The following is a 21,140-nucleotide window of genomic DNA, read 5'->3' as shown; positions in this document are numbered from 1 at the left end:
ACGGGGATCGGGGGGCTGCACCTGGACATGGCGGCCTGCGACACCAGCGACTCCACCCAGCAGTGGTACCTGGAACCGGTGGCACCGGCCTCGACCACCGGGAAGCCGACTCTCTACCGGATCCACCAGGTCGGCAGCAGCACCTGTCTGACCGCCCTGAAGCACAACCCGGGCTTCCACCCCAGCGAGTTCGTCGAGCGGATCGACTGCACCGGCAAGAACGCGAACGACCACAACACCTGGCGGCTCGGCAGCGGCACCACCAACGCCCCGGGCGTGCTGGAGCTCGCGCTGAACCGGGCGGCCCAGCAGTGCAGCACCACGCCGGCGAGCAACAGCTGCAGCTTCACCGACACCTCCACCCCCGCGGCCTACCAGGCGGCCACCGGCTGCGTGGTGAGCAGCATCCTCTACAACGCCGGCGCCACCACCACCGCGAGCGACACCGTCAGCTGGGCGCACATCACCGGCACCGAGTGGTCGCTGGGCCGTGAACTCGAGTTCCAGGTCCCCGAGGTGCTGTCGACCAGCTTCACCGCCTCGCACAGCTGGATCGACCAGACCAGCGTCACGCAGTCGGCCACCGTGCAGGTGCCGCCCCACCAGTTCGGCTGGGTCGAGTACGCCCCGGTGGTCCGCGAGACCGAGGGCTACTGGACCTTCACCCTGGCCGGTCAGAGCTGGACGGTGCCCGGCCGCAACCTCTCGGTCGCCGCGTCAGGCACCAGCGGGGTGAACCCGATCACGGTCACCGTCACCTCCGGCGAACCGCCCACCGACAGCCGGTGCGACTGACGCAGGGCGCATGACCTCACCCGGCGACCGGCTACTCGGCCAGTCCCCGGGTGAGCACCACCACCGCGACGAAGGCCCGGTAGAGCCGGACCGGGTCCTCGTCGGTCAGCGTGACGGTCAGCGCGTCCACGCGTTCGGTGCCGCTGATCCAGGTGGCCTGCTCGGCCAGGTCCGCGTTGCGGAAGCGGACGGTGAGGGTGGCCGGCAGGGTGATCGCCGGCGCCGCGGCACCCGGCAGCTGCGCCACCGCCTCGCGCGCGGCGGCGCGGATCACCTCCCGCGCCTCCTCGGGGTGCAGGCTCTCGGCCGCGAACCGCGACACCGAGGACTTGACGACCGCGGCCCGCACCCCCGGACAGAACGGCTCGATCTCCCGCGCGGTCACCTCGTCGCCGGTGATCAGCACCACGGGCACCCCGTGCCCGAGCGCCACCAGCGCGTTGATGCCGCTCTCCCCCGCCGGCACGCCGTTCAGGCGCACCTCGGCGATCGCCCGCGGGTTGTAGGTGTGCGACAGCGCCGACGGCTCGCCGGCCATCGAGCCGTGGTAGGAGACCAGGAACACCGCGTCGTACGAGGCGTCCAGACCCTGCATCATGTACAGCGGCTTGTGCCGGCCCGACAGGTAGCGGGCCCGCCCGGCCAGCGCGTCCGGGCGCAGGTTGGCCATCGCCCCGTGCGAGTCGTTGACCAGGAACTCGCCTGCGCCGCCTGCGATCGCGCCCTCGATCGCCGCGTTGACCTCGCCCTGCAGCAGCTCGCGGTAGTAGCCGTAGTCGGCCCCCGAGGAGCGGCACTGCTCCCAGTCGACGACCCCCGCGGTGCCTTCCATGTCCGACGAGATGAAGATCCGCACGGTCCCTCCCCTGCTCACCGATGCCCCGGGCGCCCCGGCACTGTGCGCAGTCTGCCACCCGGGCGGCGGGCCGGTCAGCGCTGTGGAGGCCGGTCGGCGCTGTGGTGAGCCGGTCGGCGCCGCGGTGGGCCGGTCAGCTGCGCGGGTCGCCGGGCCAGGCGACGGTGGTCTCCACCGGGGCCGCCTGGTCGACTCCCGGCACGTCCCAGCCGTAGAGCTCGCGGAACTGGCCGTGGAACCACGCCGGTGCGGCCGGGTCGGCCGCCAGCGCGGCGGCCGGATCGGCCCACAGCGCGCGGACGCGGTCCTGCACGTCCTGGTCCAGCTCCCAGCCGTCGAGCCGGATGCGGCCCTGCTCGTCCAGGTCGAGCGGCCGGGCACCGGTCAGCTGCTCCCACAGCTCCACCGCCTGGTCGGCGGTGGAGCGCCAGCCCTGCGGGCCCAGCACGGTGCGCAGCAGCGAGGTGTAGAGGGCGATGGAGGGGATCGCGGTGGAGGCCTGGGTGACCGCGGCACCGGCCACGGCTGTGAAGGCCCGGCCGTGGCCGGCCAGCACACCGGCGTTGAGCTGGTGCGCGGTCCGCTCCAGGTGCTGCTTGGCGGCACCGATGGTGCCCTGCCGGTACACCGGGGCGGTGATCTCGGAGCCGACGTAGGACAGCGCGACGGTGCTGAAGTCCTCGGCGAGCAGGTCGGCTTCGGCCAGCGCCCGGCACCACAGCGCCCAGTCCTCGCCGCCCATCACCTTGACAGTGGCGGCGCGTTCGGCCTCGTCGGCCGGGGCGAGCTCGACGCTGCCGACCCTCGGCTCGCCGTCCTCGAAGACCAGCGACGGGGAGGTGTAGGCGTCCCCGAGCGGCTTGATCACCGAGTGGTGGACCTCGCCGGTGGCCGGGTCGGTGCGCCGCGGGGAGGCCAGCGAGTAGATCAGGTGGTCCACCGGTCCGTAGCGCTCGGCCAGCAGCTCCAGCACCTCGGTGCGGGTCCGGTCGGCGAAGGCGTCGGCGTTGACCAAGGTCAGATCGGCGGCGGACGCGGCGGCCAGCTCGGCGAGGGCCGCGCTGCGGTACCAGCCGGCCGAGGCGGTGCGCCGCTCGGTGCCGGCCGCCTCGAAGGCCACACCGACGCCGCGGATGCCGTGCCGGCGCAGCCCGGCCGCCAGCACGGCCAGGCCGTAGCCGGCGCTGGAGCCGAGCACCAGGACGACCGGCGCCCGCTCGCCCGGCTCGGCCCGGGGGATGGACTCCCACAGCCGCTCGACCGTCTCCGCGCAGCCGGTGGGGTGCGAGTTGACGATCAGATAGCCGCGCTGCTTCGGGGTGATCTGCTGGGTGCTCACTCGGCGGTGTCCTCTCGGCGGCTGTCGGTCCCCGGACCGCGGTCCAGGTGTCCGCAATCCGGTGATCGTTTCCGGCGATCGTAGCCACGCCGACGGTCCGTCACCGGTGCCGGAGAACCACGGAGGAGGTGCGCCGTCGTTGTAGGGGTCGGCCTTGCGGCGGCGGCCCGGTTCGGCTAAGCCGCACCGGCGAGGCGGTGGGTGGGTGGGTGGGTGGTGAGCGGGTGAGCGGGTGAGCGGGGCGGTGAGCACCCGGCTGGCCCCGGTGGCGTCGGCGCAGGTGCTGATCAGGCCGTCGCCGAGGATGAAGCCCCGGCGGCGGTTGACCCGGTAGACGCCGGCCTCCAGGTCGACCCAGGGCAGCGCGCGCAGCAGGTAGCGCGGGGTGATCCCGAGCATCTGCGGCACGGTCTTGGTGGTGGTCGCCAGGTTCCTGGCGGCGGAGGAGCCGAGGCTCTGCGGGCTGGGCTGCGCGGTTTCGGTGGTCATGACTGATTCCCGTCCTGTGAGGAGAGCCGACTGGACGTCAGAGCACGAACGAAGGCGGCAGCAAGGCCGTTCGCCAGGTCCGCCCCAGTGATTGTCACGACTGCCGAGTGCCGGTGCGGCGATGTTCGAGGAGATATTCCGGGCCCCGCGCGGGCGGCAGGGCATATGTCCTCGTCAAAGTCAGTGCCGAAGTGATGATTTATCCACAAGGGCTGATAATGCGTTCGAAAGTGAAGGTTGGGAATACCGCCGAATTGCCACGGCAGTTCGACTCGAAAGGGCCAGAACGCCCCGCATGAGGTGAACACTTCACGACGTCCCGTGGTCGTGTTAGCGTCGCTCGGATGTCGAGGATTCTGGTCACCGAGCTGGACAACTCCTTACCCGGCAGCGCTCGCGAGGAGCGCCCCGTCCGCGGGCACTCGCTCGTCGTCGGCTACCACCGGCCCCCCATGCACTGGAACGGTGCCGTCTGGCAGCCGCCCGCCAGCCCCAACGGCATCCTGCCGACCCTGACCAGCGCCTTCACCGACGGCCTGCCGGGTGTCTGGGTCGCGGCCCTGGCCGGCGGCGACCGCCGGGCCACCGGCCCGCACCCCACCGAACTGCCGCTGTCGCTCGTGCCGTTGAGCAGCGCCGAGTGGACCGGCTACTTCCACCGTGCCTGCAAGGAGACGCTCTGGCCGGTGCTGATGTCCGAACCGGAGCGGTCGGTCTTCGCCGGGCAGGCCTGGCACGACTTCCGCACGGTGAACGCCCGCTTCGCCGAGCACATCAGCACCGAGGCCGCGCCCGGCGCCACCGTCTGGCTCCACGACTACAACCTGTGGCTCGTCCCCGGTCTGCTCCGCACTGCCCGCCCCGACCTGCGGACCGGGCTCTTCCACCACACGCCGTTCCCGTCCCCGGAGGTCTTCGCCACCCTGCCGGTGGCGGCCGAACTGCGCGCCTCGCTCGCCTGCCTGGACTGGGCGGGCTTCCACACCGGCGTCTTCGCCGACCGGTTCCGGCGCACGCTGGCCGACGCAGACGGCCAGGACGAAGCGGACGGCCCGGACGGCCCGGACGAACCGCTGCGGATCGAGGCGCCGCGCATCGAAGTGCCTCGGATCGAAGTGCATCCGCTCGGGATCGACCGGGGCGCCGTCGAGCGGCTCGCCGCCGGCCGCACCATACGGCGCCGACCCGCCGGGACCCACCTGGTGCTCTCGGTCGAACGCCTGGACTACGCCAAGGCCCCGGTCCAGAAGGTCGACGCCATCGACCACCTGCTCACCCGCCGGCCCGACCTGCGCGGCAAGCTCAGCTTCCGGCTCGTCTGCCCACCGCCCGAACCCGGCATCACCGCCTACGACACCACCCGCCGACGCCTGGAGCAGCGGGTGGCCGAGGTCAACGCAAGCTGGGCGGAGCGGAGTTGGCAACCGATCGACTACCTCCCGCGCAGTCTGTCCGACTCCCGGGTGATCGAGGAGTACCTGGCGGCCGACGTGCTGTGGGTGACCTCCCTCCAGGACGGGATGAACCTGACCGCCAAGGAGTTCGTCGCCGCCCAGGCCGCACACCCCCGGCACGGCGCCCGGGGGCCGGGCGTCCTGGTGCTCTCCCGGCACGCCGGTGCCGCCACCGAGCTCGGGCCGGCGGCACTGCTCACCGACCCGCACTCACCCGGCGACCTCAGCTCGGTGCTGGCCCGGGCCCTTGCCCTCACGCCCGCCGAACGCCGGACCCGCATGGCCGCACTCGCCGGACTCCTCGGCCACGAGCGCCCCGCGGACTGGGCGAACCGGATCGTCCACGCGATCGGGCAGTGCGGCCCACCGCGACAAGTCGGTGGACACGCTCGGCGGGCGGAGCCCACGATGGGCGGATGCTGAGCACCCTTCCCGCCTTCCTCGGCGCCTGCACCCTGATCGCGGCCTCGCCCGGCCCGAGCACCATGCTGATCATCCGGCAGTCGCTGCACAGCAGGCGGGCGGGCTTCCTCACCGTGCTGGGCAACGAGTCCGGTGTCTTCATCTGGGGCACCGTCGCCGCGTTCGGGCTCACCGCCCTGCTCGCGGCCTCCCAACTGGCCTACGACGCCATGCGGATCGTCGGCGCCGTGACGCTGATCGCCTTCGGGGTCAAGACGCTGCTCGACGCCCGCCGCGAGCACGAGGGGCCGGCGGCGGAGGAGGCGGCGGCCGAGCGCTCCGGCTGGCGGTCGTACCGCTCGGGCCTGCTGCTGAACCTCGCCAACCCCAAGGCGGCGGTGTTCGCGATGTCGTTCCTGCCGCAGTTCGTGCCCGCCGGCGCGCCCCACCTGCCCACCATGATCGGCCTGGCGGCGGTCTGGGCCGTCTTCGAGATCGGGTACTACGGACTGTACGTCTGGTTCGTCGGGCGGCTGCGCAAGGTCATCTCCCGGGTCCGCGTCCGCAGGTGGCTCGAACGGGTCTCCGGCGGCGTGCTGCTCCTGCTCGGGATCCGGATGGCCATCGAGAGCTGACGGCCGTCGCGTACGCACGCCCGCGCACCCGCCGAACGGATCGGCGGGTGCGCGGTGTTCGACGACCTTTGATGGCCTTTGGCAGCCTTTGACCGAAAATCAGCGCCCGGTCGGCAGGTTGGCGCCGCCCGTGCAGTCCAGGACCACGCCCGTGATGAAGGTGTTGGCCGCCAGCAGCTGGATCGCCTGGGCCAGGTCCTCGGGCCGCCCGACCCGGCCGACCGGGGTGGTGGCCGCGAGCCCGTCGAAGAGCTCCTTGCGCTGCTCGGCCGGCACGGCGTCCCACCAGGGGGTGTCCACCACGCCGGGCGAGACCGCGTTGACCCGCAGCGGCGCCAGCTCGACGGCCAGCGGCGGCACCATCGCCTCCAGCGCGCCGTTGATGGCCGCCAGGCCCGCGGTGCCCGGGAAGGCCGACCGGGCCGAGGCGGCGGTGATCAGCGTGACCGAACCGTCCCGCCGCAGGTGGGGCAGCGCGGCCTGGAGGACGCGGACCTGCGGCCAGAACTTGCCGTCGAACCCGGCCGCCAGCTGGGCCAGGTCGAGCTGTGCGAACGGCCCGACGCCGGCTCCGCCGCTGACCCCGACGACCAGGTGGTCGATGGTGCCGGCCTCGGCGAAGAAGGCTTTGAGGGCCTCCGGGTCGGCCGCGTCCACCCGGTGGCCGGTGGTCCTGCCGCCGATCCGGGCAACGGCCTCGTCCAGGCGGGCCTGGCTCCGGCCGGTGATCACGACCTCCGCGCCGTCGGCGGCGAAGGCGGTGGCCGCGGCCTCCCCGATGCCGGAGCTGCCGCCCATCACGAAGACGCGCTGACCGGTGAAGGCGGATGCCGAAGTGCTCATGATGGTGCTTCCTTCGTCTTGTCGAGACCGCTCGTTTCGTCAACCATGGTTGCCGAGACTGATAGTCTTGTCAAGCGGGGGTCGAACAGGGGCCTGAGCGAGGGAGAAGAACGATGAGCGCGGCAGCACCCCAACCGGACGCACCCCAGCCGAGCGCAGCCCAGCCGGACGCAGCTCAGCCGAACACGGCCCGCCCGCACACCGGGCGCCGCCGCAACGAGGCCGCCCACCAGGCGATCCTCGACGCCGCCCTGCGCCTGCTGGCCGAATCCGACGGCACACCGGTCACCATCGACGCCATCGCCCGCACGGCCGGCGTCGGCAAGCAGACCGTCTACCGGTGGTGGCCGTCCAAGGGCGCCGTCCTGCTGGACGCCCTCAGCGACCGCGCCGCCCAGCACGTCGCCGCGCCCGACACCGGCGTGCTCCACGACGACCTGCAGGCCTTCGTCGCCACCACCTTCGACGCCGCGCAGCAGGACACCACGGCCTCCGCCCTACGCACCCTGGTCCGCGAGGCCGCCCGCGACCCGCACCTCGCCGAACTCATGCGCGGTTACACCGCCGACCGCCGCAGCGCCCTGCGGGACCTCCTCGACCGTGGCCGCGAGCGCGGCCAACTCCCTCCGGACGCCGACCTCGACCTGATCGTGGATCAGATCTACGGCCTGTTCTGGTACCGCTTCATCCTCGGCCACGGCCCGCTCGACCACACCGTCGCCGAACAGCTCGCCACAACCCTGCTGCACGGCGCGGGTGGGAGCGCCCTGCCGAGCGAGCGCAAGTGATAGGACGGAGTCGAGCCGAAGGAGGTCCGACATGACCCGCTACTGCGTCGACCCTGTGCGACACGAACTCATCGCCGTCTGGGGCACCGGGCAGGGCGAACTCGCCGCGCGCGTCGCCGCCCTCCCGGCCGGCACCGACCTCGCCGCACTGTCCCGCCTGGCCGCCGCGCTCACCCAGCTGTCCACGGCGGCCTGGCGCACCTACACCCACCCCGCCAGCGCCGCCGACTCGCTCGACGTCGACAGCGAGGGCTGGCACCGGGAGCAGGAGCGCCGGGCCTTCGAGGAGGTCCCCCAGGCCGTGGAGGCACCCAACCTCCCGCACGGCGGCACCATGACCGTCTCCTACAGCCCCGTGCTGGAGAACGCGCACCGCATCGGCCGTGCCCTGCTCGCCCTGGAGCTCCCGGAGCTGACCGACACGATCCGCGACGAGACCGCGGCGGAGCTGGCCGCCGTCGAGAGCGCCGAACTCGGCGACCTCACCGGGCGGGCCCAGCAGGCCGTCCTGCTCAGCCGCGAGGGCGCCTCCCCCGTCCAGGTCGCCGCCGCCGACCGGCTGTTGGAGGAGGACCCGTTCGGCCCGTCCGCCCTCTACTCCGAGGTCGACCCGACCGCCGCGGCCGTGGCAGCCGCCCACTGGCTGCGCGCCGCCGCCGAAGCCGTCTCCGAGGCCTCCGGCTACGAGGCGTCCGAGGTGGTCCGGGAGGCGGACACCATCGAGGCGCTCCCCCACGAGACGCCCACCCTCGTCCTGGAACTGCTCGACGCCGGCTTCTCCCCCTACGACGCCGTCACCGGCCTGGTGCGCCATGCCATGAAGGTCGCCGACGGCGTCCTGCCCGACCCGGCGACCTTCCGCGAACAGCTCGACGAGGCCGAGGAGATGGTCGCCCAGTACTCCGACGACGACGGCGGCTCGGAGGCGGTCCTCAGCGGCATCCGCCTCACCCCACTGGACCCGCGCCGGCCCGCCCGCGACCTCCTCGAAGACCTCCTCCTGGGCATCCACGGCTGCTGGCTCGTCCACGACGAGTACGCCGAGAGCGACGAGGACGACGAGGACGCGGACGCGGAGAACACCGAGGGCGAGCAGCCGGACGACGCGGCGGACCAGGAGCAGGAGGAGGCGGCGGAACGCCACCAGCACCACAGCCGCGCCCAGTTCGCGGCCCTCGTCCGCACCGTCGCCGCCCGCAACCACGAGCGGCTGATCTAGCTTGACTCTGCTGGTGATCTTGATAGTCGCGGTCAGCTGCTAACGGTTCGCCCGGCGACAGGGCCTACGACCACCACAATGACACCACCGAGACACCCCTCCGCCGGCCCAGCGGGCCACCTTGACGGACCGGAACTCCCCTCCCCGCCCCGAACAGGCCGAGGAGGGGAAGGGAGGGCAGCCGCAGACCGCTTACGGCTTGGGGAGCGATAGGAATCTGGGCAGGCTCGGCTGAGCAATCCGCCTGGGATTGATCAGCAGGACGTCGGGCGGGCGTCGGCGGCGAGGACGAGTTCTTTGCTCGTCCTGCGGCGGGCGGCCCGGCGGGCTGACCAGTCGGAGACCAGGCCGGCTATGGCGGCTTGGGTCTCGGCGAAGTCTTCGCGGCGGCCGGTGTAGCGCTGCAGGGGCCGCCACGCTTGTACTCGGCGTTGGCGTGCTCCACGCAGATCCGGTTGGAGGACTGTGCTCGGCGTTCGTGCCGCCAGGCGTGCTGTTCGCCGAGGGTCGCGTCCTTCTTCGGCTTGCGGGGTGGGGCGGTGACCTGATGTGGGAACTGGTTGGCCAAGCCCAGGTAGCCCTCGTCGACATGCACCTTGACGCCGGGGCGGCAGCGCAGCTGCTCGGCGATCCCCTCGGTGCGCACCGCGGTCTGGTCGTGCATTCGTCCTGGCCGCGCGACCCCGGAGTAGAGGGTGCGGCCGTGGCCGTCGCTGAACGTGGTGGTCTTCATGGTGTTCTGCTTGCGCTTGCCGGACACGAACGCCTTGCGGCCCGGACGCCCGGCCTTCGGGCGTCTCACCTGCACGTCGGTGCCGTCGATACGCAGCTCGACGTCCTCGGCCTCGGCGTAGGCGAACACGTCCTCGATGGTGCGCAGCCGGATGGCGGGCTGGTCGGGCACGGCGAACCCGCGCGCCGCCAGCAGCGGCCGGACCTGCCGGATCGCGGCGGACACCGTGGAGCGGTCCACTCCTAACAGCACAGCCAGGGCCGAGTGCGGAAGGTCGTGTCGCAAGTGCGCCAGCGTGACCAGCACCCGATCGACGAACACCAGACGATGCTTCGGGCCAGCACCGGCCTCGCGGCGGCGATCGCCGCCGCGCCGCTCCCGCAGCGCAGACTCCTGCCGCGCCTCCCATGCCGGGGCGAGCTCAGCGACGAGTTCGGCAAGATGCTGTCGGGATATGCCCGATGGGGCTTGATGAGACAAGGCCGCGCGGGCTGATGACTTCACATCCACGGGCGCCGCGCCTCGCGCCGCCTACGCCTGCCGCCGCTCCCACTGTTCCTTCGTGATCTCGTACCGCACACCCCCGTGCTCGGAACCCTCAACCGCCATCATGTCGTCCGGCGTGGGGATGCTCTCCGCGAGCGTCATCCCGAGCTTCTCCATGACGTTGCGCGAAGGGCGGTTCACGGTCATAGTCTCGGCCCAGACCATGCGGATCCCAAGCTCGGCGAACCCCTTCGCCAGCAGCGCCTGCGAGACCTCCGTAGCGTAGCCCCGGCCCCAGGCCGCCTGGCGCAGGCGGTAGCCGAGTTCGGCCTCCTCACGCGGGCCGCTGCGGAGCGGACGCAGGCAGAACCAGCCGACGAACGCGCCGCCGTCCTTCTCGTGCGCGGCGAACAGGCCGAGGTTGTGATCCCAGCGCTCGTAGCCGGCGAGGATGCTGGGGATGGCGAGGTCGCGGACCTCCTCCGGCGGAGTCGGAGCGCCGCCGGTCAGATAGCGCATCACCGCCGGGTCGCTGTCCAGCTCGATCAGCAGGTCCGCGTCGGCGGCGGCGAAGGGGCGCAGGGTCAGGCGCTCGGACTCGAGGTAGGTGGTCACGTGAGGATCATGGCCGAGGGGGGTCCGACGGTCCAGGCGTTTTCGGACCGCGTCTGTCACCGGGTGGGGTGCTGGAGGAGCAGCATGGCACGGCCGCCTTCACGTCATGGCCGAGGACCCGCCTCTATCGCTCCCCAAGTCGTTAGGAGTTGGCGTGCTCGATCGCCTCGAAGATGTCGGCATCGGTCTCCTGCTGCCAAGCGGGCAGGTCGTTCGAGCCAGCGACGTAGCCCGGCTTCGGGTCCTCAATGTGCTTGTGGATCTGAGCAATCCAACATGTCGCGACGAACCGACCCTTCTGCTCCCGGGTGAGCTTTGACGTATTCCCGCCGCTCACACTGATGAAGTCTCGAACCTGGCCATACACGGCGGCGGCACTCGCGTTCCCCGTCAGGCCCCGAAAGCTGCCGTCAAAAGTCTTGACAGCAACACCGGTTTCCCGGTCCATACCTCCCCGGCCCCCGATGTGCCCCGACGCCTGGTGGCCGATCAGCAGCCCGCCCGCCGACCACCAATAGGGACCGGCCCCGAAGTGGGGCCCGATGAGCAGCCGCTGCTCACCGGGCCTCACTGTCTTCGGTTCTACGGGACGAGCCCGGTCACGGGAGCTGCTGGTCGGACCAGCAGCGGCGCGATGCCGGTCTCGCCGCTGGTGTAGTGGGCGCCGCGAATGAGGACGACGGGTCGCGCGGCGCCGGACTGGCCCATGAGGGCCGAGGCGGCGCCGGCGAGTTCGTCCACCCGGTTGAGATCGCCGTGGGCTGGGTTGCCGTACAGGTCGGTGTCGCCGACCGGGGGCTTCTCGACGGCGACGATGCCGGCCAGTCCGATCGCGGCGCCGTGGGAGCCTTCGCGGTGGGGGCCGCCGAGGCTGTCGGTGACGATCACGGCAACGGTGGCACCGGTGAGCTCGCGGATCCGGTCGCGGATGCGGCGGGCGGAGGCGTCCGGGTCGACGGGAAGCAGGCAGGCCCAGCCCTCGCTGTAGATGCCCGCGTTGGAGAGGTCGACACCGCCGGCGGTGTCGACCAGCCCGCGGCGGTCCAGGGTGACGACGTGGCGGCCGATCAGGTCGAGGACCTGCTCGCTCTCGTCCAGGACGAGCTGGCACCAGCGTGGATCGCGGCCGGTGCGCTGCGCGAGCTCCTCGGCCCGGGGGCTCGGGATGACGTCGGCCAAGCGCACGATCCGGCCCTCCGTCTTGCTGACGATCTTCTGGGCGACGCACAGCACGTCGCCGTCGGCGAGCTGGTGGCCGTCCTCGGCGCCGGCCTTGCAAATCAGAGCGGCGATGTCGTCGCCGGTGCTGACCATCGGGATGCCGGGCAGAGCGCGCAGCCGCATGTCCCAGGTACTCATTGGTGCCTCCTCGCGGGGCGGTGTGGTGCTGGCAGTATCCGCTCTGTGATGGTCTGTCAGGCGCTGCGCTGGAACGCGCAGGCCGCCATGTCACCAGGCGACTTCCCCCGCTCGGTCGGCATGCGCCTGGCCATTGTCGCCACCACCCACCTGCAGGAGCAGGAACTGGAACAGGGCCTGCCGCTCGGACACCAGGCCGTCGGGATCCTCGCCCACGTCGAGTCCACCCGGGCCCGCGGCTACGTCCAGGACCTGGTCACCGCCCTCGCCCCCTGGCAGCAGGAGACGGCCGTCGCCGACTTCGTCCACCACGCCCGCACCGAACTCGCCCTGACCGGCTGACCACCCGTACCGGCAGAGAACGGCCTGCTGGATTGTGTCCCGCGGGACACAATCAGGCCCATCTTGGTGGCGGACCGGATGGCCCGTCAGCTCCTCCGGGGCGGCCAGGTCGATCCCGCTGGCTGGGTCCTCGCTCGCCCAGCGGTACGCGGACGGTGTCAGGACCGGGCAGCCATCCCAACCGGCACGTTGAGCGGCACGGATCGGTATCTCCAGCTGGCTGGCGGGCGGAGCCGCGCACGCGACCAGGTACAAGGTGCTGGATGTCGTCACGCGGGCAGTCCACACCGCTCGGCGAGAGACGCAAGCGTTCCTCCGCGGCCCCGCCCCCAGAGCCCGCAGATCCTCCACCAGCCTGCGGGTCCGCGGGCGGCAGCGCACTTCCTGCGGTGCCTCCCGCTCGGCCGCCGGCAGCGTATCCACCACCTCGACCCGCTGCCCGGCCTGAAGGTAGCCGCGGGCCGGGTCCGCCACACATGACGCCAGCCTGCAGTCTGCCTCATCAGCTTCGGCCTCCGCGCGCGTGATCAGGCTTCGCACGTGGTCACGAACCTTCCGCCGGTCCCGGCGTAGTGCTGGCGGGGTCGGCCGGCCTCCTCAGCGTCGCCAGATCCACCCACACCGCCCGCCATCCACTCCCCTGCACAACCGGACCACCACTTGGAACGGGAGGAAGCCTCCCCGGCCCCCGTCATAGTGAACTCGCCGTCAGCCAGCCGCTCGTGGCGGCGGCGAGCAGGAGGGTGAGGTTGAGGGCGATCCGGCGGTCCCCCATGCGCAGGTGTACCGAGGTCGCGCCGAGCTGCAGGAGCACGAACCCGAGGGCGGCGGCCGGGGCGAGCCAGCGTGCGAGGCCGGTCAGCGGTGGCAGGACCAGCCCGAGCGCGCCCAGCACTTCGATCGCCCCGATGGCCCGGACGGCCGGCATCGGCACGCTGTCCACCCAGGCCATCATGGGGCGCAGCCGCGCACGGTTGCGGAGCAGCTTCAGCCCGCCGCCGTAGAGGTAGAAGAGGGCGAGCAGAGCGGCAGCGATTCCACCGGCGGCCTTCACGATGCGCCTCCTCGGGGACCGGTCGCCGGGCTGCCGCCGGCCGCCGGGCGCTCGCCGAAGTCGGTGGCCGGCACGGTGGCGTAGCGGCTCATCGTCTCGATGCTCGCCTGCGGGGTCATCGCCCGACCGCCGGCGATCATGTCCTGCAGGTCCCGGAAGTACTGCACGTACAGGTCCGGCGTGAACGTGCTGAGCATGACGGCCGGTTGGTCGGTCGTGTTGGCGAAGGTGTGCGGGGCACCCGGCGGAACCATCACCAACGTGCCCGCCGTCGCGTCGTACTGGCGCTCGCCGACCGTGAACCGCACGGTGCCGGAGATGATGTAGAAGCCCTCGTCGTGCTGGGCGTGGCGGTGCTGCGGTGGTCCGGGCGTGTGCGGCGCGAGGACCGACTCGGCGAGCCCGAGGCGGTGCCCGGTGTTGCTGCCGTCCTCCAGCAGGCGCAGTCGCGTGGTGCCCAGCACGATCGTCTCGCCGTCGTCCGGACCGACCACCGACACGGCGAGGTCGGCGGTCGGGTGCTCACTGGCTTTCGGTTCGCTCGTCGGTTCGCTCGTCGTGTCGTTCGTCATGCTTCGATTCCACCGCCGGGGCACCGCGGGCATCCAAGACCTGTTCGATGGCCTCGATACCGTACGGGTATCGTTGCCCCATGGAACTGCGTACCCTGCGCTATTTCGTGGCGGTTGCCGAGGAACTCCACTTCGGCCGGGCGGCCTCGCGACTGCACATGAGCCAGCCGCCGCTGAGCCGGGCGATCAAGCAGCTGGAGACCGAGACCGGCGCCGCGCTCTTCGACCGGTCCTCCGCCGGCGTCTCGCTCACCCCGGTGGGGGCGGTGCTGCTCGACGAGGCGCGTGCCCTGCTCGACCACGCCGAGCAGGTGCGCACGCGCCTGGCCAGGGCGGCCGGAGCCGCGACCCTCACCGTCGGCCTCCTCGGCGACGGCACCGACCCGGGCACCACCCGGCTGGCCCGCGCCTACCGCCGTCGGCACCCGCGCGTCGAGGTCCGCATCCGCGAGACCGACCTGACCGACCCCACCTGCGGACTGCGCGCCGGGCTGGTCGACATCGCCGTGACCCGCGCGCCGTTCGACACGGCCGGCCTGATCACCCAGGAGCTGCGCGCCGACCCGGTCGGAGCCCTGCTGCGCGCCGACGATCCACTGGCCCGCCGCGACAGCCTCGACCTGGCCGACCTGGCCGACCGCCGCTGGTTCCGGTTCCCGGAGGGCACCGACGCGCGCTGGCAGTCCTACTGGCACGGCCGCGAACCCCGCGAGGGCCCAGTGGTGCGGGCCGTCCAGGAGTGCCAGCAGGCGGTGCTGTGGAACGGCACCGTCGGCATGACCCTCCTGGACCACGAGCCGGCGGCCGGCCTCACCGTGGTGCCACTGGCCGACATGCCGCCCAGTCGCGTCCTCGCGGCATGGAACAAGGGCGACACGAATCCGCTGATCCGCTCGTTCGTCCAGGTCGCGACCGCCGCCTACCAGCGGTGAGCGCCGGGGAGGCAGCCGACTTGTGCGCGGCTTCAGCCCCATGCGCGGCTCAGGTCAACAGGTCGGCCGCCCGCACCCGGCGGAGGTGGATGAGGACGCCGTAGGACGGCCCCAGCGCGATGTCGGCGAGCGGGCACGGGTACTCGGTGCCGATGTGGCGCGTGGGGCGGACGGTGTCCAGCCAGGCACGGGCCGCGGCCGGGGCGGTGCGGGCGTCGAGGTACCAGTCGGAGCGGCAGACCTGGTCGAGGGTGTACTCGTTGGAACCGGGAGCGGCCGCGTCCACCGTGAAAGGCTTCCACGGGCCGTCCAGGGCCTGGTCCTTCGACAGGAAGGAGCCCTGGTCGAAGGTGGTTCCGATGGCGAGATAGGCGCTGCCCAGCGCCTCGCGCAGGAACGCACCCTGGACCTTCGGGTACATCACCGGGTCGTCGGTCACGTACCCCACGTGCCCGTCGTGTGCCGACAGCAGCATCCGGTGGCCGGTGTTGCGCTGCCACCAGACGATGTTGTCGGCCATCAGCTGGTCGCGGTAGAGCTCCGCGGCGGTCACCGCCTTGGCGTCGTCGAAGTCGCAGGCGAGGAACCTGGCGGTCTGGGCGATCGACCGGGCATGCTGCACCGTCCAGGCGAACTCCGTGGCGCCCGCGTTCGGTTGACCCTCCAGCAGCTCCAGCGCCTGCTGGGCGTTGGCCGCCAGGCGCTGGCGCTCCGCCACCGGCTTCGCGATGTAGGCGAGGTAGTCGTCGAGCGGGCGCAGGCCGGTGTAGAGCTCGTCGAGCCGCGCCAGCAGCTGCGGCTCGTGCTGACGGACGTAGCCCGTCACCCGCTCGAAGAAGGCGTCCCCCACGCTGGGCGCACCGGCGTCGTCGCCCATGAAGTGCACCCGACGACCGGGATTGCGCCGGTTGTGGTCCCGCATCCACTCGACCAGGTGCAGGAACTCCTCGCGCTCGAAGGGCGATCCGCCCAGGGCCTGCTTCACGACCTGGCGCGCGTCGCCCTGCCCGCCCTGAATGTAGTCGTCGATCAGCATGCCCGAGGGCCAGCCGATCTCCAGCGCGAAGGTGGTGAAGCCCTTCGCCTCCACGAGGTACTGGAAGATCCGGTGCTTCAGGGCGAAGAACTCGTGCGACCCGTGCGTGGCCTCGCCCAGGCCCACCACCGCGGCGTCGCCGATCATCGCCCCCAGCGGCCGCAGATCGGCCGTGCCCGAGCCCGGTTCGGTCGACCGCAGCGGGCGCGCGGCCCGCTCCAGCGCGCGCACCGGGTCCTGGCCGTCGGGCTTCGCCGGCGCCTTGCCGGCCGTGGCCCCGTCAGCCGCGTAGGCCGACGCGGGGGCCAGCAGCGCCCCCACCGTGGCCGCCGCCGCCATCAGTAGCGGCCGTCGCCCGAACTGCTCCGTCATGCCCTCGCTCCTCGCCTCGTCCAACCGGCGCCGTCGGTGTCGGCCCGGGAGGATCCCAGCTCATCACCTGGCCGGCGGCTGCTCGTCGGAGCGCAGGACGAGAACGCGCGGGGGACCAGGATCCACCCGCGGCGCCCGGACCAGGACCGTGGTCCTACCCGCGCCCCGGCCGTTGGGCCGGAGCGCGGGTGGGGGCGCGGGTCCGGGCGCGGGTAGGGGCGCGGGTCCGGGCGCGGGTGGGCCGCGGGTCGGGCACCGCCGGGGGCGGATCCGACCGTGGGTGGATCCGACCGGGGGTGGATCCGACCGGGGGTGGATCAGCCGGCCGCGGCCGGTCCGAGGTAGGTACCGCCGGAGGCGTCGATGGTCTGGCCGGTCACCCAGCGCCCCTGCGGGCCCACCAGAAAGCCCACCACGTCCGCGACGTCCTCCGGCTCGCCGATCCGCCCGAGCGCGGTGATCGCCTCCAGCCCGGCCACCGCCTCGGGGACGCCGGTGAAGCCGGCGGTCAGGTCGGTGCGCACCACCCCGGGCTCGACCGTGTTCACGGTGATCCCCCGCCCGCCCAACTGATGGGCGAGCGAGGGGGCGAGTGCCGCGAGCGCCGCCTTGCTGGCGGTGTAGCCGATCTGCATCGGGGCCGCGATCCGAGTGGCCGCCGAGCCCATGTTGACGATCCGCCCGCCGTCCCGCAGCAGCGGCAGCGCGCGCTTGACCACGAAGAGCGGCGTGCTCAGGTTGACCGCCAGCAGCCGCTCGAACTCCTCCTCGCTGAGCTGCCCGATCGGGCTGACCGAGTGAATGCCCGCATTGTTCACCAGGATGTCCAGGCCGTCCGCGCCGTGCTCCGCCAGCCCGGCGGTCAGCCCCTCGAAGAGCCGGTCCACCGCACCGCTCTCGCCGAACCGGGCCTGCACCGCGAACGCCCGGCCCCCGGCCTCCCCGATCCGCGCCACGGTCTCGGCGGCAGCCGCCTCGTTGCCCCCGTAGTGGACCACCACCAGCGCCCCCTCGCCCGCGAGCCGCAGCGCGACCGCGCGACCGATCCCGCGCGAGCCGCCCGTCACCAGCGCAGTCCTGCCGTCCAGTTCCCCCATGATCGCCTCTCCTTTCGTGATGCCCCGGCCGAATCCGGGCTCCGATCACCATAAATGACGAACGGTCAGCCCGACCCCCGCCAAAAGTCCACAGCAAGGAGCCCGCCGCGACAGCGTGTTGCCGGCCCACCGGAGCAATCGGCAGCACCGGCCCCGCGCCGGACCGGCCGAGGAGCACGCAGGGGAACGCCGTGGCCTACGACGCCGTCGAGTACGTCTTCACCACCGACCAGCGCCACGTGGGGGTTCGCCCTCCGCACCGCGCCTGTCCGGCCGGGCTGCAGACCGAGGCCGACGTGATCAGCCGGTTCCAGGTCCGGCAGTGGAGCCCCGCCTTCGGCTTCCTCGCGGAGCACCTGGCGGACTGAGCGCCCGCGCAGCCACCGGCGTCGAACGAGCTCCGCGGGAAGCCCGGTCTCGCCGTCGAGGACCTGGATGTGCACGCCCTCGGCCGGGACAGGAGTTTCGCCGACGCCCTCCACGATCAGCGCGCCGACGTGTGGAGCGGGCCCAAGGAGAAGGTCGTCCACAAGGGACCGGGCTCCCCCTTCGGCCGCGATCCGCTCGCCTACCGGACCGACGTGCCATCCCGCTCCGGCGTCGCGGCAGCCGCCACGTGGCGGAGCACCTCCAGGTCCATCGGCGTCAGCTGAACGTTGATGGTTTCCCCGATCCAGACCGTACTGGTGGCCTTCAGGGTGCGGGCTGTCGCTGTCGACCGGACGCCGGCCAGCTCCGTCACCGTGTACGGGGCCGGGATCGTCTCGACGGTCCTCCCCTGGTGCCAGCGCAGCACGGCCTGCCCGTCGGCCGGCGCCTCGAAGAGCAGCACGCCGAGTGCGGGGCGCGGTCCATCGATCCGCACCGCTCGCGCGTACAGGCTCGCGCCGCGGGCGAGGGCCGCGACATCCGCGCGCGCCGAACGCGCCGGAATGCCGCCGATGGCGACGAGCAGCCGGTCGACCCGACGCCGCATCATCGCCGAGGTGGGCTGTGCCCCTGCCACCTGCTGCTGCAGCCGACGCGGCAGCGCTGCCATGACGACGCTCAGCACCAGCAGACCGGTGACGAACTCGATGAGCGTCAGCAACAGCCTGCTCACGTCGTCCACGCCGAACAGGTTCCCCACCAAGGTCCCCACGACGAGCGCCGCCAGAACAGCGCCGTAACCCAAGGTGATCAGTAGTCTCATTGCCACACTCTTCATCTCGTCCATCTGTCAGCGAGCAGTGATGGTAGACGATGCGGGAGCGCGCGGCGTTCGCGCCGGGAGGCCTGGCACTGACTGCCCGTAGCCTGCTGACCTGCCGCCAGAGCGGCGGCCACCAGCGGAAACCGGTTGGCCGGTCGCACGATCCGACTGGAACAATCGCCGCCGTGACAGTGCAAGCGCCCCTGACCTACCGGGCCTTCGGCGCCGCCGGGACGGTCGGAGAGTTCGAGACCCACCTGACCCTCGCCGCGACGGACGCCGAAGCCCTGCCCGACACCCGGCCCGACACCCGGCCCGACACCCGGCCCGATGCCCTACCGGCCCTCGCCCGCTGGGCGCAGGCGCACGGGCTGAAGTACACCCACATCGTGCTGGCCCGCGGGCAGCACCCCTCGCAGCCGATGCTGTCCTGGAGGGCGGCGGGCACGTTCCAGGAGCAGCTCGAGCGGGCCGAGCGGCTGACGGCCGCGCTGCGCACCGACGGCTTCACCCCGGTGCGGGTGAAGTGCGAGGCCGCGCCGTGGGCCCCGGGCGTGCCGGGCAGTGACAGCGAGGCCGAACTCCTCGGCCCGGCGCGCTACTTCGAGCACCACCTCAAGGTGCTGCTGGCGCCCGGTGAGCGTGCGGCGCTGGTCCGGGCGGTGGCGGGCCACTGCGCCCACGTGTCCTGGAACGCACGCCGCACCGATCCCACCGGGCGCGGCCAGCAGTTCGTCACCCAGCGCTGCCACGGCGTGGGACGCCGCACCGCCGAGCACCGGCTGGCCGCCCTGACCGACACGCTCGTGGCGGCCGGCCATCCGCCGATCGCGGTGGAGCGCGAGTTCGTGGTGCACGACAGCAACCTCGCCGTGGACGACGGCTGGATAGCCGCCGACGGCTCGACGCCGAAGGACCCGACCCCGTGAACGACCGTTGGCAACTCCTCCCCGACGGCAGCGTGCCGCAGCTGCGGCCCGTCGCGGGCGGCCGCCCGGCCCCCGGCGTGCCGCTGACCCTGCGTCCGGTCCAGGACCCGCGCGCCACCCAGGCCGGCGTCTTCGACCCCGCGCTGAAGGCGCACCCCTACGCCTACCGCGCCGCCGATCCGCGGTTCACCGACCCCGGGCTCGGCGCCGCCTGGTACGCCGCACGGCGCCGGGCCATGGACCTGCTGCTCGCCGCGATCGCCGACTCGCCCTGGGCCGAGGCCCTGGTGCTGCGCGGCAGCGTGCTGCTGAGCGCCTGGTTCGGGGCACAGGCCCGCGAGCCCGGCGACCTGGACTTCGTGGTGGTCCCGCCGCAGTGGCGGATCGAGGAGCCGCGGACCGCCGAGATGCTGGACGGCATCGCGCGGGCCGCCGAGGCCGCGAGCCACGGCCCGGTCCGCTTCACCGCCTCGGAGGCGGTCAGCGAGGACATCTGGACCTACGACCGGGTGCCCGGGCGCCGGTTGCTGCTGCCCTGGCGGGCCGACGGGCTGCCGGACGGCGCGATCCAGCTGGACTTCGTCTTCAACGAGCCGCTGCGGGTGCCCCCGCAGCCGGCCCTGCTGCCCGCCGCCGAGGGGCCCGCCACCGGGACGGCCGGCGCCCGGCTCAACGCCGCTTCCCCCGAGCTGTCGCTGGCCTGGAAGCTGATGTGGCTGGTCAGCGACGCCTACCCGCAGGGCAAGGACCTCTACGACGCGGTGCTGCTGGCCGAGTCCACCCCGCTGCGCTACCAGGTGCTGCGGGACATCTTCACGGACGGCGAGGCCTTGTACGCCGAGCACCCCGTCGAGGCGTTCACCATCGCGGAGTTGGGCCACACGGTCTCGGTGGGCTGGGAGCACTTCGCGAGCGAGTACCCGCACCTGGCCCGGCCCGCCGAGGACGAGAACGAGAACGAGAACAACGACAACGACAACGACGCCGACGACGCATACGACGACGTTCCGTACCATCTGGTCGACCGCCTCGCCGCGGCGCTCGCCCCCACCTTCGCCGAGGTCGACCCGGCGGCGCTGGCCGATTGGTGGGCCGATGCCTGGCTGGAGCAGCTGCGCCCGGTGCTGGCGGAGGGCGGGCTGCCCGCCCTGCAGGAGCGGCTCGCCAAGGCGCAGGCCACCTTCGCCCTGGCCCACCGCCTCACCAAGCGCCTGCTCGGGCCCGGCGGCCCCGACGACGCCGCACTCGCCGAGCTGTTGCTGTCCTGCCCGGCCTGGTCGTACTGGGCGGGCCGGCTGCGCGAAGGCGCCCTGACCATGGAGTGGCTGCTCCGCTGAGCGCCGCACCAGGAGGCCCCGGTCACAAATCGCGTGCCCGCAGCCCGCGGGCGCGCTACCCTCGCGGTATGAACGTCACCGGCCGAAGCACCAGCGCGACCGCGCGAGCGACCAGCTCGCCGGTTGCCGCCGCCTGACGTACGTCCCACCCCCACCGGCGACCGGAAACGGTCCGCCGGTGCGTTCATGCCCGCTCCACGCTCCGGTTCCGACGCTCGTGCGGACCGTTCTCCGGTGCCTCCCCGCTCGCACCCGCGAAGGAGC

Annotated in this window: 21 protein-coding genes and 1 pseudogene; 10 read left to right on the top strand and 12 right to left on the bottom strand. The window is 72.5% G+C overall.

Going from position 1 to position 21,140, the window contains the following annotated elements:
* Nucleotides 1-27 precede the first annotated feature (27 nt).
* Nucleotides 28-795, top strand: a complete 768-nt coding sequence (locus tag OG500_RS36915; protein WP_329586943.1) for a hypothetical protein — start codon at nt 28-30, stop codon at nt 793-795.
* Between the two features lie 31 nt (nt 796-826).
* On the opposite strand, the gene OG500_RS36910 is transcribed toward OG500_RS36915, so the two are convergent.
* Together OG500_RS36910 and OG500_RS36905 are read right to left on the bottom strand one after the other, a co-directional pair.
* A complete protein-coding gene (locus OG500_RS36910; RefSeq protein WP_329586940.1) occupies nt 827-1,651 on the bottom strand; it encodes a M55 family metallopeptidase in 825 nt (274 codons plus the stop codon).
* A 133-nt stretch (nt 1,652-1,784) separates the two neighbouring features.
* On the bottom strand, nt 1,785-3,479 hold the full coding sequence (locus OG500_RS36905; RefSeq protein WP_329586938.1) for an enoyl-[acyl-carrier-protein] reductase FabV: 1,695 nt from the start codon (nt 3,477-3,479) through the stop codon (nt 1,785-1,787).
* Between the two features lie 344 nt (nt 3,480-3,823).
* Here OG500_RS36905 and OG500_RS36900 point away from each other — a divergent pair, with 344 nt between their 5' ends.
* Nucleotides 3,824-5,356 carry an alpha,alpha-trehalose-phosphate synthase (UDP-forming) gene (locus OG500_RS36900; RefSeq protein ID WP_329586935.1) on the top strand — a complete coding sequence of 511 codons (1,533 nt, stop codon included), beginning with the start codon at nt 3,824-3,826 and terminating at the stop codon, nt 5,354-5,356.
* A complete protein-coding gene (locus tag OG500_RS36895) occupies nt 5,350-5,970 on the top strand; it encodes a LysE family translocator (protein ID WP_327071247.1) in 621 nt (206 codons plus the stop codon). Before OG500_RS36900 ends, OG500_RS36895 begins: the two co-directional genes overlap by 7 nt.
* A 99-nt stretch (nt 5,971-6,069) precedes the next feature.
* Here OG500_RS36895 and OG500_RS36890 read toward each other — a convergent pair whose 3' ends face one another.
* Nucleotides 6,070-6,813 carry an SDR family oxidoreductase gene (locus OG500_RS36890; protein WP_329586933.1) on the bottom strand — a complete coding sequence of 248 codons (744 nt, stop codon included), beginning with the start codon at nt 6,811-6,813 and terminating at the stop codon, nt 6,070-6,072.
* A gap of 113 nt (nt 6,814-6,926) precedes the next feature.
* On the opposite strand from OG500_RS36890, the gene OG500_RS36885 reads away from it, so the two are divergent.
* Nucleotides 6,927-7,601: a TetR/AcrR family transcriptional regulator gene (locus tag OG500_RS36885; RefSeq protein WP_329586930.1), complete on the top strand. Its 675-nt coding sequence runs from the start codon at nt 6,927-6,929 to the stop codon at nt 7,599-7,601.
* Nucleotides 7,602-7,632: 31 nt separating this feature from the next.
* Complete coding sequence (locus tag OG500_RS36880) at nt 7,633-8,820, top strand: hypothetical protein (RefSeq protein WP_329586928.1); 1,188 nt, start codon at nt 7,633-7,635, stop codon at nt 8,818-8,820.
* A gap of 335 nt (nt 8,821-9,155) precedes the next feature.
* Here the strand turns inward: OG500_RS36880 and OG500_RS36875 are convergent.
* The 4 genes and pseudogenes from OG500_RS36875 to cofE all read right to left on the bottom strand — a co-directional run.
* Nucleotides 9,156-10,057 (bottom strand): annotated as a pseudogene (locus OG500_RS36875) (transposase family protein); the annotation flags it as partial.
* 27 nt (nt 10,058-10,084) lie between these two features.
* Complete coding sequence (locus OG500_RS36870) at nt 10,085-10,654, bottom strand: GNAT family N-acetyltransferase (RefSeq protein WP_329586925.1); 570 nt, start codon at nt 10,652-10,654, stop codon at nt 10,085-10,087.
* Nucleotides 10,655-10,796: 142 nt separating this feature from the next.
* Nucleotides 10,797-11,102, bottom strand: a complete 306-nt coding sequence (locus OG500_RS36865; protein ID WP_442907115.1) for a hypothetical protein — start codon at nt 11,100-11,102, stop codon at nt 10,797-10,799.
* Nucleotides 11,103-11,236: 134 nt separating this feature from the next.
* Nucleotides 11,237-12,013, bottom strand: a complete 777-nt coding sequence (gene cofE, locus OG500_RS36860; protein WP_329586923.1) for a coenzyme F420-0:L-glutamate ligase — start codon at nt 12,011-12,013, stop codon at nt 11,237-11,239.
* Nucleotides 12,014-12,058: 45 nt separating this feature from the next.
* Here cofE and OG500_RS36855 point away from each other — a divergent pair, with 45 nt between their 5' ends.
* Complete coding sequence (locus OG500_RS36855; protein WP_329586920.1) at nt 12,059-12,355, top strand: hypothetical protein; 297 nt, start codon at nt 12,059-12,061, stop codon at nt 12,353-12,355.
* Between the two features lie 691 nt (nt 12,356-13,046).
* Here OG500_RS36855 and OG500_RS36850 read toward each other — a convergent pair.
* Both OG500_RS36850 and OG500_RS36845 read right to left on the bottom strand, forming a co-directional pair.
* The gene (locus OG500_RS36850; protein ID WP_329586916.1) at nt 13,047-13,409 is read right to left on the bottom strand and encodes a DoxX family protein; all 363 of its coding nucleotides are present in this window, start codon (nt 13,407-13,409) and stop codon (nt 13,047-13,049) included.
* The gene (locus OG500_RS36845) at nt 13,406-13,981 is read right to left on the bottom strand and encodes a cupin domain-containing protein (RefSeq protein WP_329586913.1); all 576 of its coding nucleotides are present in this window, start codon (nt 13,979-13,981) and stop codon (nt 13,406-13,408) included. The genes OG500_RS36850 and OG500_RS36845 overlap by 4 nt, the downstream gene beginning before the upstream one ends.
* A gap of 80 nt (nt 13,982-14,061) precedes the next feature.
* Between OG500_RS36845 and OG500_RS36840 the strand changes: the two genes are divergently transcribed.
* Nucleotides 14,062-14,913 carry a LysR family transcriptional regulator gene (locus OG500_RS36840; RefSeq protein ID WP_329586910.1) on the top strand — a complete coding sequence of 284 codons (852 nt, stop codon included), beginning with the start codon at nt 14,062-14,064 and terminating at the stop codon, nt 14,911-14,913.
* Between the two features lie 49 nt (nt 14,914-14,962).
* Here the strand turns inward: OG500_RS36840 and OG500_RS36835 are convergent, their stop codons facing one another.
* Both OG500_RS36835 and OG500_RS36830 read right to left on the bottom strand, forming a co-directional pair.
* Entirely contained in the window at nt 14,963-16,321 is a 1,359-nt protein-coding gene (locus tag OG500_RS36835; RefSeq protein WP_327071236.1) for an erythromycin esterase family protein, read from the bottom strand.
* Nucleotides 16,322-16,638: 317 nt separating this feature from the next.
* Complete coding sequence (locus OG500_RS36830; protein ID WP_327071235.1) at nt 16,639-17,418, bottom strand: SDR family oxidoreductase; 780 nt, start codon at nt 17,416-17,418, stop codon at nt 16,639-16,641.
* 191 nt (nt 17,419-17,609) lie between these two features.
* On the opposite strand from OG500_RS36830, the gene OG500_RS36825 reads away from it, so the two are divergent.
* Entirely contained in the window at nt 17,610-17,786 is a 177-nt protein-coding gene (locus tag OG500_RS36825; RefSeq protein ID WP_329586907.1) for a hypothetical protein, read from the top strand.
* Between the two features lie 200 nt (nt 17,787-17,986).
* On the opposite strand, the gene OG500_RS36820 is transcribed toward OG500_RS36825, so the two are convergent.
* Nucleotides 17,987-18,634, bottom strand: coding sequence for a hypothetical protein (locus OG500_RS36820; RefSeq protein ID WP_327071233.1), 648 nt, complete (start codon nt 18,632-18,634; stop codon nt 17,987-17,989).
* 161 nt (nt 18,635-18,795) lie between these two features.
* On the opposite strand from OG500_RS36820, the gene OG500_RS36815 reads away from it, so the two are divergent.
* Both OG500_RS36815 and OG500_RS36810 read left to right on the top strand, forming a co-directional pair.
* Nucleotides 18,796-19,539, top strand: a complete 744-nt coding sequence (locus tag OG500_RS36815) for a hypothetical protein (protein ID WP_329586904.1) — start codon at nt 18,796-18,798, stop codon at nt 19,537-19,539.
* Nucleotides 19,536-20,876 carry a nucleotidyl transferase AbiEii/AbiGii toxin family protein gene (locus OG500_RS36810; RefSeq protein ID WP_329586901.1) on the top strand — a complete coding sequence of 447 codons (1,341 nt, stop codon included), beginning with the start codon at nt 19,536-19,538 and terminating at the stop codon, nt 20,874-20,876. Before OG500_RS36815 ends, OG500_RS36810 begins: the two co-directional genes overlap by 4 nt.
* Nucleotides 20,877-21,140: the final 264 nt, after the last annotated feature.

It is taken from the genome of Kitasatospora sp. NBC_01250 (assembly GCF_036226465.1).
In the GTDB taxonomy this organism is placed as follows: Bacteria; Actinomycetota; Actinomycetes; order Streptomycetales; family Streptomycetaceae; genus Kitasatospora.
The sequence above is the reverse complement of the archived record's forward strand: the minus strand, read 5'-3'. Positions and strand labels throughout refer to the sequence as shown.

What these genes read in the sequence shown, in the direction of transcription:
- OG500_RS36915 (WP_329586943.1), top strand. Translation starts at nt 28, where the DNA reads ATGGCGGCCTGCGACACCAGCGACTCCACCCAGCAGTGGTACCTGGAA.
- OG500_RS36905 (WP_329586938.1), bottom strand. Translation starts at nt 3,479, where the DNA reads ATGACCACCGAAACCGCGCAGCCCAGCCCGCAGAGCCTCGGCTCCTCC.
- OG500_RS36900 (WP_329586935.1), top strand. Translation starts at nt 3,824, where the DNA reads ATGTCGAGGATTCTGGTCACCGAGCTGGACAACTCCTTACCCGGCAGC.
- OG500_RS36895 (WP_327071247.1), top strand. Translation starts at nt 5,350, where the DNA reads ATGCTGAGCACCCTTCCCGCCTTCCTCGGCGCCTGCACCCTGATCGCG.
- OG500_RS36890 (WP_329586933.1), bottom strand. Translation starts at nt 6,813, where the DNA reads ATGAGCACTTCGGCATCCGCCTTCACCGGTCAGCGCGTCTTCGTGATG.
- OG500_RS36885 (WP_329586930.1), top strand. Translation starts at nt 6,927, where the DNA reads ATGAGCGCGGCAGCACCCCAACCGGACGCACCCCAGCCGAGCGCAGCC.
- OG500_RS36880 (WP_329586928.1), top strand. Translation starts at nt 7,633, where the DNA reads ATGACCCGCTACTGCGTCGACCCTGTGCGACACGAACTCATCGCCGTC.
- OG500_RS36865 (WP_442907115.1), bottom strand. Translation starts at nt 11,102, where the DNA reads ATGGACCGGGAAACCGGTGTTGCTGTCAAGACTTTTGACGGCAGCTTT.
- cofE (WP_329586923.1), bottom strand. Translation starts at nt 12,013, where the DNA reads ATGAGTACCTGGGACATGCGGCTGCGCGCTCTGCCCGGCATCCCGATG.
- OG500_RS36845 (WP_329586913.1), bottom strand. Translation starts at nt 13,981, where the DNA reads ATGACGAACGACACGACGAGCGAACCGACGAGCGAACCGAAAGCCAGT.
- OG500_RS36840 (WP_329586910.1), top strand. Translation starts at nt 14,062, where the DNA reads ATGGAACTGCGTACCCTGCGCTATTTCGTGGCGGTTGCCGAGGAACTC.
- OG500_RS36835 (WP_327071236.1), bottom strand. Translation starts at nt 16,321, where the DNA reads ATGACGGAGCAGTTCGGGCGACGGCCGCTACTGATGGCGGCGGCGGCC.
- OG500_RS36830 (WP_327071235.1), bottom strand. Translation starts at nt 17,418, where the DNA reads ATGGGGGAACTGGACGGCAGGACTGCGCTGGTGACGGGCGGCTCGCGC.
- OG500_RS36820 (WP_327071233.1), bottom strand. Translation starts at nt 18,634, where the DNA reads ATGGACGAGATGAAGAGTGTGGCAATGAGACTACTGATCACCTTGGGT.